We start from the raw sequence: 14,657 nt of genomic DNA, 5'->3' as shown, positions 1-14,657 counted from the left end.
GTTGAGGCATTCCCACGCGGAGCGTGGGAACGAGAGAGGCAAGCCATGTCCGACATCCTCTGGCAACCCAGCGCCGAGCGCATCAGCAAAACCCGCATGGAGGCCTTCCGGCGCTTCATCGTAAAGCGTCACAACATCCACCTCGACGACTACCCCGCCCTGCACCAATTTTCCATCGACCGGCGCGAAGCCTTTTGGCAGGCGATCGTCGACTTCTTCGACATCCGTTTCCACGACCAACCGGACGCGGTGCTGGTGGAAGACGCGCAAATGCCCAGCGCCGAGTGGTTCCCAGGCGCCACCCTGAATTTCGCCGAACACCTGCTGCGCCGGCGCGACGATGCCGTGGCGGTGATTGCCATTGGCGAGAACGGCCAGCGTGAACACCTGACCTGGGGCGAACTCGCCGAGCATGTCGCCGGTTTTCAAAACAGTCTGAAAGCCGCCGGTGTCGGCGTGGGCGACCGCGTGGCCGCGTGCATGCCCAACACCTGGCAAACCCTGGTCGGCATGCTCGCCACCACCAGCCTCGGTGCGATCTGGTCCTGTTCATCGCCGGACTTCGGCACCCAAGGCGTGATCGACCGTTTCGGCCAGATCGAACCGAAAGTGCTCATCACCTGCGCCGGATACCGCTACGCCGGCAAAGACATCGACCAGACGGCCAAGGTCAATGAAATCCTCGAACGCCTGCCGTCGTTGCAGCAGTTGATCGTGGTGCCTTACGCCCGGCCACAGGCACACATCGAGCATTTCCACACTCGGGCGAATGTGACGCTGTGGGATGATTTCTACGACATCGGCGGCGAGCCGGATTTCGTCCCCGTGCCGTTCGCCCATCCGCTGTACATCCTCTANTCCAGCGGCACCACCGGCGTGCCCAAGTGCATCNTCCACAGCACCGGCGGCGTGTTGCTGCAACACGTCAAGGAACATGGCCTGCATTGCGATCTCGGCCCCGGCGACCGACTGTTCTACTACACCACCTGCGGCTGGATGATGTGGAATTGGCTGGTCTCGGCCCTGGCCGTGGGTAGCGCCGTGGTGCTGTACGACGGCTCGCCGTTTCATCCAGACCCCGAGCGCTTGATCGACCTGATCGACGATGAACGCATCAGCGTTTTTGGCACCAGCCCCAAATTCCTCGCGACCCTGGAAACCCATGGCGTCAACCCCCGCGAGAGCCATGACCTGAGCAGCCTGAAAACCCTGCTCTGCACCGGTTCAGCGTTGTCACCACAGAGTTACGACTACGTCTATCGCGACCTCAAGAGCGACCTGTGCCTGGCCTCGATGTCCGGCGGCACCGACATCGTTTCGTGCTTTGTGAACAGCAACCCTTTTGAGCCCGTGCGTCGCGGCGAAATCCAGGGCAAGAGCCTGGGCATGGCGGTCGAAGTCTGGAACGACGACGGCAAACCTGTGATCGGCGAGAAAGGTGAACTGGTGTGCACCCGGCACTTCCCGGCCATGCCCATCGGTTTCTGGAACGACCCGCAGCAAGAGAAGCTGCACGCTTCCTATTTCAGTCAGTTCCCCGGCGTCTGGGCCCAGGGCGATTACGCCGAACAGCTGCCCCACGGCGCGATGATGATCCATGGCCGCTCGGACGCGGTGCTCAACCCTGGCGGTGTGCGGATCGGCACGGCGGAAATCTATCGTCAGGTGGAGAAGGTCCAGCAGGTGCTGGACAGCGTGGCCATTGGTCAGCAATGGCAAGATGACGTGCGGGTGGTGCTGTTCGTGAAGTTGCGCGACGGCGTCGAGCTGGATGAGGCCTTGCAGCAGCAGATCCGCCAGGTGATTCGCGCCAACACCACGCCGCGCCATGTGCCGGCGAAGATCCTCGCCGTCAGCGATATCCCGCGCACCATCAGCGGCAAGATCGTNGANCTGGCGGTGCGGAATGTCGTGCATGGGCAGAAGGTGAAGAACACCGATGCGCTGGCCAATCCCGAGGCGCTGGAGCAATTTCGGGACCGGCCGGAACTCGCTTTTTAACGGTTCTATTGAACGCTCGTGCCAGGCCTGCCTGTGCCAGAGGCAGGCCTCTGCGCTGTCACGGAATGGTTCAACGTGATCCGCACCGGGTCGACGATCGCGCTATCGGGGTTGGCTTCAAGTGTGTTTCGCAAGAGGGACATGTTGTGGTCAAACCCGCCCTCGTCGGTGTGCAACTGGCTCAGCAGCGAAGTGACTATCGCCAGTGAGTCGGCGTTTTCAAAGGCTTTGGAACTGGCGTGACGGGCATTGCCTTCATCTGTCACCGCAAGCCGCCCGGAGGCCAGGTTCAACAGCGACGCCACGTCCAGGGACTGTCCACCGCCAGCGTTGCCGGCGTCGCGGGCATAGGCGACATCACCGATCTGCGCAGGTCCGTGAAACAGCTCATGGATCAAGTCGTCTGCGACGACGTCATGGTTGAATCCCAGATCTATGAAGTGCCGGTTGAGATTAGGCGTATAGATTTCAATGTACTTCGCGTCGGATTGCCCGGCTGCACCTTTCCACTGCTGGTAAGCGCTCGTGTCGAAAGCCGCAATGTGATGGGTGTCCTTGAGTGGATCAAGGATGAAGTTACTGATGGAAACGCCCGCAAAGTCCGCCCTGACCGCTCTCAAATAGTTCAATAACTGATTGATTGCATCGTTCGAGTCGCTTCCCATCAGCAGTCTGGCAACCAGGTTGCGCTGCGACTCAAAGTCACGACGGGTCAAGACATTGATCGCGTTTTCGATTTTAGTCCGGGCCCGCGGCAGACTTTCTTCGATGAACTGTCGGGTATAGCTGACAGGCATTGTCTTGGTAGATCGCGGCAAACGGACAGGGGCCACATAGGCAAAGTTGTCGAGTTTTGGCCCCCAGGCTTTGCCCAGACGGTCGAGGGCATACCATTGAAAATTGTTGCGGGCCGCCACCACCGTGAGTTCCTCACCGATTGCACCACGGGGTCGCCAGGTACCCTGTCCGGTGTTGACGTTACTGGCTGCGCGGACCAGGTCATAGGATTTGTGGCTGCCATGGAGTCTGCCCAACTGGGACTTTGCCAGTCCGAGAAGCTCTTCAGCCTGCCTGCTGAACCGTAACGTGCCCTTGTGGATGAGTTTCCCGGCACCATAAAACACCGTTGGCACATCATCCACGGGGTTGAAGAGGGAAACGGACGTCACAAACGCCAGTTTGGTCAAGCGGGCGCCTTTGGACGACAAGGAAACCGCCTTCGACGAGATGCTCAGCGCTTTAGCGCCCGCCCCCACAAATGCGCCGCCCAAAGCCATAGCGTCCATGACGCAACCGTAGATCCCGTCAACGACCTTATTGTGTTCTCCGGAAGACAAATCCTCGATGCACTTCTTGAACGGAACCACCAGATTCACGATGTAATCTGCAGTCTCTTCGCCATTTTTGCGTTCTGTTTCAAGTGCTGTCGGCACCGTGGCCATTAACTCGATTTCGTCAAATGTGCGCAACGGATGATTGTTTACAACGAACTCGGCAATTCGCAACAGCTGCGGATTACCGAAATTACGGTAGTTACTCTGCTGCCGTGCCGTCACAGACGCTGGCGCGGGGAGCTCACCCAGCTTTTCAATAATCGCCATGTCGCTGTTGGCGTTATCGGCGAAAACACCGTCAGTGTATTCAATAACCGAAAGAGGCAATAATTCGGGAGTTGCAGGTCGCTGATGTGCATTCAGCTCCCCGTTAAAATCCATTCGGGCGGCAGTCCGCAATTTGCCCGTTGAAGTTATCAGCGAAGCCAGCGTGGTGTTTTTCCGTAATTCACCCCGCAAGGCAAACAACTCATAACATGCAACCGCATTGCCGTGGGCAGCGAACATAACAATGCCAAAGCGCCCCTTCACAGCATCGTTACTTTGCTGGGTTTCGTAGGTCGTTGAAATAGGCACCGGCGATAATGAGAAGTAAGAGTCGGTTCTGGTCGCTGGAAGACGAACGGTAAAAAAGGTGATCTTACCTTTTAGAAAAATCTCCAGATCATGGGAGGGCATGTGTGAAAGGACCAACTTCACAGTGGAGGCCAGCGCTTTATTTAAATTGCCGAGATAATCCCGCAATTGGCGATGGTATTCGACATTGTTGGCCGGCAGGCTACGCAATCTTGGAAAGCGGCTATAAAGGCTGGTGACGGAGGGATCGTAGTGAGTGGGTCTTTTTTGATTGGTCACACCGGCCAACAAATCAGGCGTTCTGGAAATAACGTTGTCGGGAAATACTGCGCGAAAATCCCATTGGCCACCCGCAAGATCCGCCGACATGTGCAAGCCGACCATCGACATGGGGTTGGGGGACGCATAAAGGCCGGGGTGTTGATAAAGCACTTTGTCGTCCAGGAAATCACACGCCGGCACCGCTCCTTTCAACGCTTCGCGCGCAATGGTTTCGCGGTTAGGCATGGGAGTGGAATAGACGCTCGCCAGATGGGTGAAGTTCTCCGCGTATGCCTGGAACGCCGTGATTGCCCGCTCGGTGGTTTCCTTTGCCGCTTGAGTGAGCTCGCTTGCGCTGATAACGCCATTCAATAGCGCCCAGTCAACGATCGGATCGATCATTGCCAACTCCCGCAGTCGGGACAGCGGTTCGCTGACAGGTTCCAGTTCGACATACGCCATGATCTGCGCATACGTCAGCACACGCGACGCACCCTTCCTGACCGCTTCCGCCAGAGCAACGCCATGGCAAAAGGTGACCCAGGCAACCGAGCCCATCGTCATCGATGCTGGCACGCCCTTGACCAGAAATTCCGGCGCCATGTCCGCCAGCAGCAGATGACACGCCAGCGGCGCCGCAGCAGGATCAACCCAGCCTTTGGTATAGAGAAAGGCTTGCAGCTCTTCGCGCACCATGGCCGGCGACCGCTCAACGTTGCTCGGCGCATATAAAGCGAAACCGGCGATACGCTTGCGGTCTTGGGTGCTACCCAGAGACGGATAAAGATCCAGCAACAGGCTGGTTACCAGAATTTGTTCAAGATCTTGTGAAGAGACGTTTTGCCCGGATTGCGCGCCGAACCAGGCCGACTCCTCCAGGAGTTTTTTGGCACACGCTTGGGCTACCGGATGCTTGATCAACTGACCGATCCGTTCAGCGGCATTATCGTGCGTCGCCATGGCGCGCCCCGTTTCGCGGAACAACTTATCCAGCAATTTGGTGTTTTTGGCGACACGCTGGGTGACCTGCCGAATGGCGTCGCGCTGCTCAACCGACAAGACGGCTAACGACGGATCATCCGTAACAAGCTGCCCCCAATAGTTTCCCAACTCATCAACCTCAGGATCGAACTCGAAAAGCGCGATCAGGTTTTTTGTTTCGCTGGCATTCCTTGGAACTGTCAAGCCATGAAACTTCAGCCATTGGTCCACATCGACGAAATCTTCGCTATAAATGTAACCACCGGCTTGTTTGGCAACATCACCTATCACCAGAAGCTTCTGATAATAGTGGGACTCCTGGACGATACTCACGTCGACGACGTCCCACACTAACCGGTCTTTTCGGAATATCTCAAGCCCGCCGCTTTCGTTGATACGGGTCGCTGCCATGTTCTCGGGGCGGTGGCGACGAAGTTCGTCCATCACGATCGTGTAGCTGGCCAGGTTATTCCATGCCACTCGACCGGGCATATGGACGTCATGAAGCGATGACCCTTTCGCCAGTTCAAACTCGTAGCCTTGCCAATGGTAGGGCCCTTCGTCCTCTTGATCCTCGAAGACACTTTGCAATAAGCGCACGACCACCTGTCGCTCAGCCGCATCGGCCTTTAACCAAAGATGTTGAACTTCGGAAACCGCCCCGGACAACTGATAGTCTTTATATTTAAACTTGGCAGACATATAACACCTTATGAAATTAGCTCGCTGATTAATTCAACGAACGTCAATCCTGACTCATCGAAGAACAACCAAACAGTAAAAAGTCATAAGGCAATATTTCATAACCGCTCACGCTAACAACCTAATCAATCCACCAACCCCCAGTCTCCACTACGCATATTAACGGTCGAAGCCCCTGCGCCATAAAGTTTAAGGCGCAATTTCAGATTACTCAGGGAGTCCGCATGCTTTAGCGCCTCCTCCTCACTGATTGCGCCTCCCGCCACTAGTGCATACAGTGCGCCATCAAACGTCTGCATACCGAACTCAGCAGACTTTTCCATGATGTTTTTAAGTTCGTCCAGTTCATTGCGTCTAATCAAGTCAGCAATCGTCGCTGTACCCAACATCACTTCCACTGCCGCCCTGCGCTGACCGTCGCGAGTACGCACCAGTCGTTGGGAAACAAACGCTTTCAAGTTGTTGCTCAAGTCATGCAGCAACTGCATCCGCCGCTCTTCGGGAAAGAAATTGATGATACGGTCCAACGCCTGATGGGCGTTGTGCGCGTGCAACGTAGAGATCACCAGATGACCGGTATCGGCAAATGCCAGCGCATGCTCCATGGTTTCGCGGTCGCGGATTTCGCCGATCAGCACCACGTCCGGGGCCTGGCGCAGGGTATTTTTCAACGCAGCATGAAAACTGCGGGTATCAACGCCGACCTCGCGCTGGTTGATGATCGACTGCTTGTGCCGATGGATGTACTCGATCGGGTCTTCGATGGTGACGATGTGGCCAGTGCTGTGGCGGTTGCGATAATCGATCAACGCCGCGAGAGAGGTAGACTTGCCGCAATCGGTGGCACCGACGAACAGCATCAATCCCTGTTTGAGCATCACGGTTTCGAGCAGCACCGCCGGTAGTTTGAGGTCTTCGAAACGCGGGATGTCGAGCTTGATGTTGCGTGCCACGATTGACACATCGTTGCGTTGCTTGAAGATGTTGACCCGAAAGCGCCCGACACCCGCCAAGGAGATCGCCAGGTTCATCTCCAGTTCCCGGTCGAACTCCAGGCGCTGTTCGGCGTCCATGATGGACTCGGCAATGGCCGCGACTTCTCCCGGCTTGAACGGCTGATCGGTCAACGGCTTGAGCACGCCGTCGAACCGTGCACTGGGTGGCGCGCCAGTGGAGAGATAGAGATCGGATCCATTCCGGTCAGCCAGTACCTGCAACAGTGCATCGATTTCCATGGCAAAAAGCACCCGCGAAGCATTCAATGAAAAAATAATGACCCATGGCGGGTCATCCAGCGTCTACCGCCCTGCAAGGATAGTAGACGCCGCCACACCGACTTAAGCGCAGGACAATTTGATGAACGCATCACCGACGGGCAGCGATGCCCAGGCCTTGATCGCCAGACTGGACTGGACACGCACCCCGCTGGGCGCTGCCAGTACCTGGCCACAGAGCCTGCGTACCGCGGTCGACATCGTGATCCATTCACCGATGCCGATGCTATTGCTGTGGGGGCCGCACCTCACGCAGATCTACAACGACGGCTTCGCCCTCCTCGCCGGCAGCAAGCACCCACACGCTTTCGGACAACCGACGCACCAGATCTGGCCAGAACTCCAGGACTTTACCGACCCCATTTACAGCGCCGTCCTACAAGGCCAGGTGCGAACCTACAGCGAACAACGTTTTACCTTGCAGCGCGACGAGGATGATTCCGACTTCTGGCTGGACCTGACCTACAGTCCGATCCGCGATGAAAACGCTCAGGTCGCCGGCATTCTGGTCACTGCCATCGAAACCAATGAACGCCGCCGCATCGCGCTGGAGCTGGAACAGCGGTCGGCCGCCAGCCTCAAGGCCCAGCACAGCACCGAACAACGCCTGCAANTGGCGCTGGCCGCCACCGATGCGGTAGGTACGTGGGATTGGGACATCGGCGAAGACCGCTTCATCGCCGACGCGCGTTTCGCCGAACTGCACAACATCGACCCGCTGCTCGCCAACCAGCTGCCCATCAGCGCCTACCTCCAGGCCGTGCACCCGGAAGATCGCGCAATGGTCGCCCGCAGCATCAAATATTCCATCACCCACGGCACCGAATACGCCGAGGAATACCGCTTGCTGCAAGCCGATGGCCAGGTGCGCTGGGTGTTCGCCCGTGGTCGCTGCTACAAAGACCCGCAAGGCCGCCCGGCACGCTTCCTTGGCGCCGCGCTGGACCTGACCGAACGCAAACACACCGAGCACGCGCTGCGCCAAAGCCAGACCGAGCTGCAATTGATCATTAACGCCATGCCGGTGCTGATTGGCTACGTCGACCACGAACAGCGCTTTCGCCTGAACAACAGCGCCTACCTGGATTGGTATGGCCTGACACCGCAGGAACTCTATGGCCGCACCATTCGTGAAGTGCTGGGCGAAGAAGCCTATGCCTTGCGCGCCGAACACATTGCCCTCGCGTTGACGGGCAAGTCTTGCTGTTTCAGCCTCAATACTCCGCACCGGGACGGCAGCAACCGCCATGCCTTGATGAATTACTTGCCGCGCCACGGTGCCGACGGCGCGGTGAATGGTTTTTACATCTTTGTCATTGACGAAACCGAGCGCAAACAGACGGAAGAAGCCCTGCGCAATCTCAACGATACCCTTGAGGAACGGGTCGCGGCCCGCACCCAGCAGTTGGCCGAGGCCAACCAACGGCTACAAAACGAGATGTTCGAGCGCGAACGCGCGGAAGACGCCTTGCGCCATGCGCAGAAAATGGAAGCCGTGGGCCAGCTTACCGGCGGCATTGCCCATGATTTCAACAATATGCTGACCGGGATTATCGGCAGCCTGGACCTGATGCAGCGCTATATCAGTGCCGGGCGCAGCGACGAAATCGGCCGCTTTACCGACGCNGCGGTGTCTTCGGCCAATCGTGCCGCCGCCCTGACCCATCGGCTACTGGCGTTTTCCCGGCGTCAGTCGCTGGATCGCCGGCCGCTGAACGCCAATGACCTGGTGCACTCCCTGGAAGATTTGTTCAGCCGGACCAAGGGCGATCACATCGAGCTCAAACTGCTGCTGGCCGACGAGGTCTGGCCGGTGAGCACCGACGTCAGTCAACTGGAAAACGCCCTGCTCAACCTCGTGATCAACGCGCGCGACGCGATGCCCGACGGCGGCGAATTGCTGATCGAAACCGCCAACAGCTACCTCGATGGCAGCGATATCACCACNCTCGAACCGGTGAAGGCCGGCGACTACGTGATGCTGGGCGTGTGCGACAACGGCACCGGCATGGCACCGAAGATCCTGGCCAAGGCGTTCGACCCGTTTTTCACCACCAAGCCTATCGGCCAGGGTACCGGCCTTGGGTTGTCGATGATTTATGGGTTCGCCCAGCAGTCGGGCGGGCATGTCAGCCTGTTCAGTTTGCCGGGCAAGGGCACCAGCGTTCGTTTGTACTTGCCGCGGCTGCACGCAACGGAACCCGAAAACGTGCTGCTGCCCTTGACAGGCGAAGCACCGGCGGCGATTGCCGGTGAAACCGTGGTGTTGGTGGAAGACGACCCGGCGGTGCGCATGCTGGTGCTCGACCTGCTCAACGAGCTGGGTTATCACGCCCACGAAGCCGAGGATGCGAAGACCGCCCTACCCTTGCTGGAATCGGANNTGCGCGTGGACCTGCTGGTGACCGACGTCGGCCTGCCGGGCATGAACGGCCGACAACTGGCGGAAATCGCCCGTCAGCACCGGCCGGGCCTGCGCGTGTTGTTCATGACCGGTTACGCCGAAAAAGCCGCCGAGCGCCAGGGCTTCCTGGAGGACGGCATGGACATGGTCGCCAAGCCGTTTTCCATTGACCTGCTGGCGACAAAAATCCGCAGCATGATCGGCCAACCGGAGTGAGTTGAGGCATAATCGCGCGCCCCCGCTGGCATCAACATAGCCACCACCGTTGCAAGGTATGCCCCAATGAAAGCTCAAGCCCGCCATATTCTGGTGAAAACCTCGGAAGAAGCCGAACAGCTCAAGCAGCGCATTGCCAAGGGCGAAGCGTTTGATGTGCTGGCCAAGAAATACTCGACCTGCCCGTCCGGCAAGCGCGGCGGTGATTTGGGTGAAGTGCGGCCAGGGCAGATGGTCGGGGCGATTGATGCGGTGATCTTCAAAAAGCCGGTGAAGGTGGTGCACGGGCCAATCAAGAGCAAGTTTGGCTATCACCTGGTGCAGGTGTTTTACCGGGANTAAGCAATTGGCGAGGGCCCTGTGGCGAGGGGGCTTGCCCCCTCGCCACAAAAGATTGTTTCAAGCTTTGGGGATCAGCGCTCCGGGCACTTGAATCACCCGACTCGAGGGGGCTTGCCCCCTCGCCACAAAAGATTGTTTCAAGCTTTGGGGATCAGCGCTCCGGGCACTTGAATCACCCGACTCGCCAATCGATGCCCCGCTTCAGCGGCCTCAACCGCACTCCCGCCCTTCAGCCGACTGGCCAAATACGCCGCACTGAACGAATCCCCCGCCGCCGTCGTATCCACCACCTGCTCGACCTTCTGCGCGGGCACCTCGAACGACTCGCCATCACAGCGAATCAGACACGCCTCGGCGCCACGCTTGAGCACCACTTCGGGCGTGCCAATCTGCTCGTAAGCGGCAAACACCGTCTCGCAATCGGAAAAATGAAACAACGCTTGCTCGTCATCGACCGTCAACAACGCCAGGTCGACATAGGGCAAGACGCTGCGATACGCCGCCCGCGCCTCTTCGACTGTCGCCCACAAGCGTGGCCGGTAGTTGTTGTCGAACACAATCCGCGCATCCCGCTGCCGGGCCTCAATCAGGGTTTCCAGCAATTTCTCCCGACCTTGCACCCCGAGCACCGCCAGGGTGATGCCGCTGAAATACAGCACGTCGTAATCCGGCAGTGCCGCCAGGATCGGCGCGGCGGCCGGGGTCGTGAAGCAATCGCGCACGGCCGCTTCGTTGCGCCAATAGAGGAAGCGTCGCTCGCCCGCCGCATCAGTCTGGATGCAGTACAAACCGGGCAGTCGACCAGGCAGTCGCTGGACCATGCCCAACCCGATGCATTCGTCGGCCCAGGTCTGGCACATGGCATCGCTGAAACTGTCGTCGCCCAGCGCGGTGACGTAATCGACGACGCCGCTCGTGCCCAGTTCCCTGGACAGGTAGACCGCGGTGTTCAACGTATCGCCGCCGAAGCTCTGTTGCAGCGTGCCATCGGCGCGTTGTTGCAGCTCGATCATGCACTCGCCGATGAGGGCAATGCGCGGGGTGTTGGGGCCGAGGGTGTTGATGGTGTTCATTGTTTTTGTCGTCTCTGGTGTTGCGATGTTATCTGGGAGGCCGTCATCGCCAGCAAGCCGGCTCCTACAATGGAATGCGTTTCCCCTGTAGGAGCCGGCTTGCTGGCGAAGGCCGCACCTCGGTCTCTCAACCTTTAGAAACAGGTTTCCATGGTTTCAATGACGTTCAACTGCTCATCCACCAGACACCCCGTGCGCCACTTGTCGAACGTCAGGCACGGGTGCGAAGTGCCGAACGAGATGATGTCACCGATACGCAACTCAACCCCTGGCGCCACCGTCATGAACGCATGCTGGTCCATCACCGCCGTGACTTTGCACGCGGTCACGTCATCGCCTTCGGCGGGCAGGATACCGGCCTTGTAGCGTTTGAGCGGCACCGGCAACCCGGCGTCGTAGGCCACGTCGCGCTTGCCCAGGGCAATCACGGCAAAGCCAGGCTCGGGCAACGATTGCACATGCGCCCAGACTTCCAACGCAGGGCGCAGGCCTTCATTGAGGTCGCTGCGGCGGTCGAGCACGCAGCATTGCGCGTCTTTGTAGATACCGTGGTCGTGGGCCACGTAGCTGCCCGGGCGCAACACGCTGAGGAAACGNCCACCAGCGTTCTGCGCTTCGAAGGATTCGGCGATCAAGTCGTACCAGGCCGAACCCGACGCGGTAATGATCGGCTTGGGAATCGCAAAGGCCCCGCTGTCCTGCAACTGCACAGCCAGACGCACCAGGGAGGCGGCAAATTCACGAATGCCCGTCACCGCATGATGACCATGGATCACGCCTTCATAGCCTTCGATACCGGTCAGCGCCAACGCCGGTTGCGCGCCGATGGCCTTGGCCAGCGCGACCACTTCCTCTTCCGTGCGGCAACCGCAACGGCCGCCGACCACGCCGTATTCGATCATCACGTTCAGGCGCAAGCCACGGGCAGCGAAATACGCCCCCAAGTCAGCGACGTTGTCCGGGTGATCGACCATGCAATGGAAATCGAACGTCGGGTCCGCCAGCAGATCGACAATCAACGCCATGTTCGGCGCACCAACCAATTGGTTGGCCATCAACACGCGGCGCACGCCACCGGCGTAGGCGGCGCGGGTCTGCACCGCATTGGCCAGGGTGATGCCCCAGGCGCCGGCGTCGAGTTGGCGGCGGAACAGCGCGGGCATCATGCTGGTTTTACCATGGGGCGCGAGTTCTGCGCCGCTGTTGCTGACAAACGCTTGCATCCAGCGAATGTTGTGTTCCAGGGCGTCACGGTGCAGCACCAGTGCAGGCAGGCTGACGTCGCGTACCAGATTGGCGCCGGTCTGGGCAAAGCCCTTTTCCACGGCGGCAGTGTTTTGGGCAGAAGACATGGTCGAACTCCTCACATTCGCGGCTGTAGGCAGCCGCTGTTATTCGTTGATACGCCGGGCCAGGCTATTGGCGCTGTCGATCAACACCCGGCGATAGTCGTTGTAATTTTTAATCGCGTCGGCCCGTGGGGCGACGATGCACAAGGTCGCAATGCTGATGCCTTGTGCGTCGCGGACCGGGGCGGCGAAGCAATGGGTGAAGGTGTCGGCGACGCTATCGAAAGAGAAAAAGCCATCGATACCGGCCTGACGGATTTCCTTGAGAAACTGCTCCAGCGGCAGGCGTTCGCCATCGGGCAGGATGAAATCGTCGTAGTCGATCAGGTCGATGATTTGCTGGTCGCTCAAGTGCCCCAGCAACAGGCGCCCGGAGGCAGTCCACGGGATGGGTGCGTTTTCGCCGATGTCCGATGAAATACGGAAATGCCGCTCACCTTCGCGCATCAGCGCCACCGTGTATTTGCGCCCATTGAGCAGGCACATCTGCGCGGTTTCGTGGGTTTGGCTGACGATTTCCTGCAAGGCGTGGTCGGCCTCGCGGGTCAGGTCGAAATGGCGCAGGTGCGCCTGGCCGAGGAAGTACAACTGGCGGCCGAGGTAGACGTGGCCGTCCTTGCCCACGGGCTCGAGGATGCGACGTTCCAGCAGGGAAGCAACCAGTTCGTAGATCGTTGATTTCGGGCTGTCGATGCCGCTGGCGATTTCATTCGGGCGCAGCGGTTTGCCGACTTCCTTGAGGAAATCGAGGATATCGAACGCCCGGTCCAGACCGCGAGCCCGGCGCTTGATGGTGTCTTCGGTCATGTCATCAGGTTCCCATTCAAAGTGGCCGGGAGTTTAACCAGAGTGTGNGTTCCCACGCTCTGCGTGGGAATGACTCAATGGACGCTCAGCGTCTGCTCGTGGGGACGCGGAGCGTCCCGGGCTGCATTCCCACGCAGCCCGCGATGGGCGCGACTCGGTTCACGCCTTTTTCTTGTAGGCGATGCAGTCAATCTCGACCTTGCAGTCGACCATCATGTTCGCCTGCACACAGGCCCGGGCCGGTGCGTGCTCGCTTTTGAAGTACTCGGAGAAGACCTTGTTGAAACTGGTGAAATCCCGCGGATCCTCCAGCCACACGCCAGCGCGCACCACGTCTTGCAGGCCATAACCGGCCTCTTCGAGAATCGCGATCAGGTTCTTCATGGCCTGGTGGGTCTGCTCGACGATGCCACCGGTAATGATCTCGCCGTCCACCGCCGGCACCTGCCCGGAAACGTGCAGCCAGCCATCGGCTTCAACGGCGCGGGCGAAAGGGCGAGGCTGACCGCCAGCGGCGGTGCTGCCGGTGCCGTAACGAGTAATGCTCATGAGTGTTTCTCCTGATCGAAAAAATATAAAAGTTAAAACCGCGTGTTCTTGAGAAATTCGGCAAGACGCGGCGATTGCGGGCGTTCGAACAGCTCCTTGGGAGGCCCCTGCTCTTCGATACGCCCCTGGTTCATGAATACGATCTTGTCCGACACTTCATAGGCAAAACGCATTTCGTGGGTGACCAGCAACATGGTCATGCCCTCCTCCGCCAGGCCCTTGATCACGCTCAGCACCTCCCCAACCAGCTCCGGGTCGAGGGCCGAGGTGACTTCGTCGAACAGCATCAGGCTCGGGTTCATCGCNATGGCACGGGCAATCGCCACGCGCTGTTGCTGACCGCCGGACAACTGGCCGGGATAGTGATCACGCCGCTCCAGCAGGCCAACCCGCTCCAGCCATTTTTCCGCCAGCGCCACGGCTTCGTCCTTGTGCAGTTTCTTGACCTTGAGCAAGCCAAGCGTGACGTTTTGCAACGCCGTCAGATGCGGAAACAGGTTGAACTGCTGGAACGCCATGCCGGTCATCGCGCGGTGCTGGGCAATCACGCGTTCAGGGTGGCGCACGCGTTTGCCATTGACCTCGTCATAACCGATGGACTCGCCATCGAGCACGATCTGCCCGCCCTGGAATTCTTCCAGCAAGTTGACGCAACGCAGCAGCGTGGTCTTGCCCGAGCCGCTGGAGCCGATCAAGGTCACCACGTTGCCGCGCTGCATGGACAGGTCGACGCCTTTGAGCACTTCCACCTGGCCGTATTGTTTGCGCAGGCCGCGAATGTTCAGCAG

The 14,657-nt window shown here is 59.1% G+C and carries 10 protein-coding genes; 3 read left to right on the top strand and 7 right to left on the bottom strand.

Annotated features, from left to right (window positions below):
- Window positions 1-45 precede the first annotated feature (45 nt).
- Window positions 46-2,001, top strand: coding sequence for an acetoacetate--CoA ligase (locus tag B7L09_RS00125; protein ID WP_094467261.1), 1,956 nt, complete (start codon window positions 46-48; stop codon window positions 1,999-2,001).
- Window positions 2,002-2,006: 5 nt separating this feature from the next.
- Here the strand turns inward: B7L09_RS00125 and B7L09_RS00120 are convergent, their stop codons facing one another.
- Together B7L09_RS00120 and B7L09_RS00115 are read right to left on the bottom strand one after the other, a co-directional pair.
- Window positions 2,007-5,855 (bottom strand): hypothetical protein, encoded by a 3,849-nt coding sequence (locus B7L09_RS00120; protein ID WP_094467260.1) that lies wholly within the window; start codon window positions 5,853-5,855, stop codon window positions 2,007-2,009.
- Between the two features lie 125 nt (window positions 5,856-5,980).
- Window positions 5,981-7,090 (bottom strand): PilT/PilU family type 4a pilus ATPase, encoded by a 1,110-nt coding sequence (locus B7L09_RS00115; protein WP_094467259.1) that lies wholly within the window; start codon window positions 7,088-7,090, stop codon window positions 5,981-5,983.
- A gap of 121 nt (window positions 7,091-7,211) precedes the next feature.
- On the opposite strand from B7L09_RS00115, the gene B7L09_RS00110 reads away from it, so the two are divergent.
- Both B7L09_RS00110 and B7L09_RS00105 read left to right on the top strand, forming a co-directional pair.
- On the top strand, window positions 7,212-9,749 hold the full coding sequence (locus tag B7L09_RS00110; protein ID WP_094467258.1) for a PAS domain-containing hybrid sensor histidine kinase/response regulator: 2,538 nt from the start codon (window positions 7,212-7,214) through the stop codon (window positions 9,747-9,749).
- Between the two features lie 66 nt (window positions 9,750-9,815).
- Window positions 9,816-10,091, top strand: a complete 276-nt coding sequence (locus B7L09_RS00105) for a peptidylprolyl isomerase (protein ID WP_094467257.1) — start codon at window positions 9,816-9,818, stop codon at window positions 10,089-10,091.
- 137 nt (window positions 10,092-10,228) lie between these two features.
- Here the strand turns inward: B7L09_RS00105 and B7L09_RS00100 are convergent, their stop codons facing one another.
- The 5 genes from B7L09_RS00100 to B7L09_RS00080 all read right to left on the bottom strand — a co-directional run.
- Window positions 10,229-11,164 (bottom strand): sugar kinase, encoded by a 936-nt coding sequence (locus B7L09_RS00100; protein WP_094467256.1) that lies wholly within the window; start codon window positions 11,162-11,164, stop codon window positions 10,229-10,231.
- 134 nt (window positions 11,165-11,298) lie between these two features.
- Window positions 11,299-12,516, bottom strand: a complete 1,218-nt coding sequence (locus B7L09_RS00095) for an amino acid deaminase (protein ID WP_094467255.1) — start codon at window positions 12,514-12,516, stop codon at window positions 11,299-11,301.
- A gap of 39 nt (window positions 12,517-12,555) precedes the next feature.
- Window positions 12,556-13,320: an IclR family transcriptional regulator gene (locus tag B7L09_RS00090; protein ID WP_094467254.1), complete on the bottom strand. Its 765-nt coding sequence runs from the start codon at window positions 13,318-13,320 to the stop codon at window positions 12,556-12,558.
- Window positions 13,321-13,479: 159 nt separating this feature from the next.
- Window positions 13,480-13,869, bottom strand: a complete 390-nt coding sequence (locus B7L09_RS00085) for a RidA family protein (protein WP_094467253.1) — start codon at window positions 13,867-13,869, stop codon at window positions 13,480-13,482.
- Between the two features lie 32 nt (window positions 13,870-13,901).
- Window positions 13,902-14,657 (bottom strand): amino acid ABC transporter ATP-binding protein (locus B7L09_RS00080; RefSeq protein ID WP_141213410.1); only part of this gene is annotated, 756 nt, incomplete at its 5' end.

It is taken from the genome of Pseudomonas mandelii, from assembly GCF_002251635.1.
GTDB classification, from domain to species: Bacteria; Pseudomonadota; Gammaproteobacteria; order Pseudomonadales; family Pseudomonadaceae; genus Aquipseudomonas; species Aquipseudomonas mandelii_B.
This window is presented reverse-complemented; position numbering and strand designations above follow the sequence as displayed.

Bases quoted from the DNA above. Each gene is read 5' to 3' on its own strand.
- B7L09_RS00100 (WP_094467256.1), bottom strand. From the start codon at position 11,164: ATGAACACCATCAACACCCTCGGCCCCAACACCCCGCGCATTGCCCTC.
- B7L09_RS00115 (WP_094467259.1), bottom strand. From the start codon at position 7,090: ATGGAAATCGATGCACTGTTGCAGGTACTGGCTGACCGGAATGGATCC.
- B7L09_RS00120 (WP_094467260.1), bottom strand. From the start codon at position 5,855: ATGTCTGCCAAGTTTAAATATAAAGACTATCAGTTGTCCGGGGCGGTT.
- B7L09_RS00085 (WP_094467253.1), bottom strand. From the start codon at position 13,869: ATGAGCATTACTCGTTACGGCACCGGCAGCACCGCCGCTGGCGGTCAG.
- B7L09_RS00090 (WP_094467254.1), bottom strand. From the start codon at position 13,320: ATGACCGAAGACACCATCAAGCGCCGGGCTCGCGGTCTGGACCGGGCG.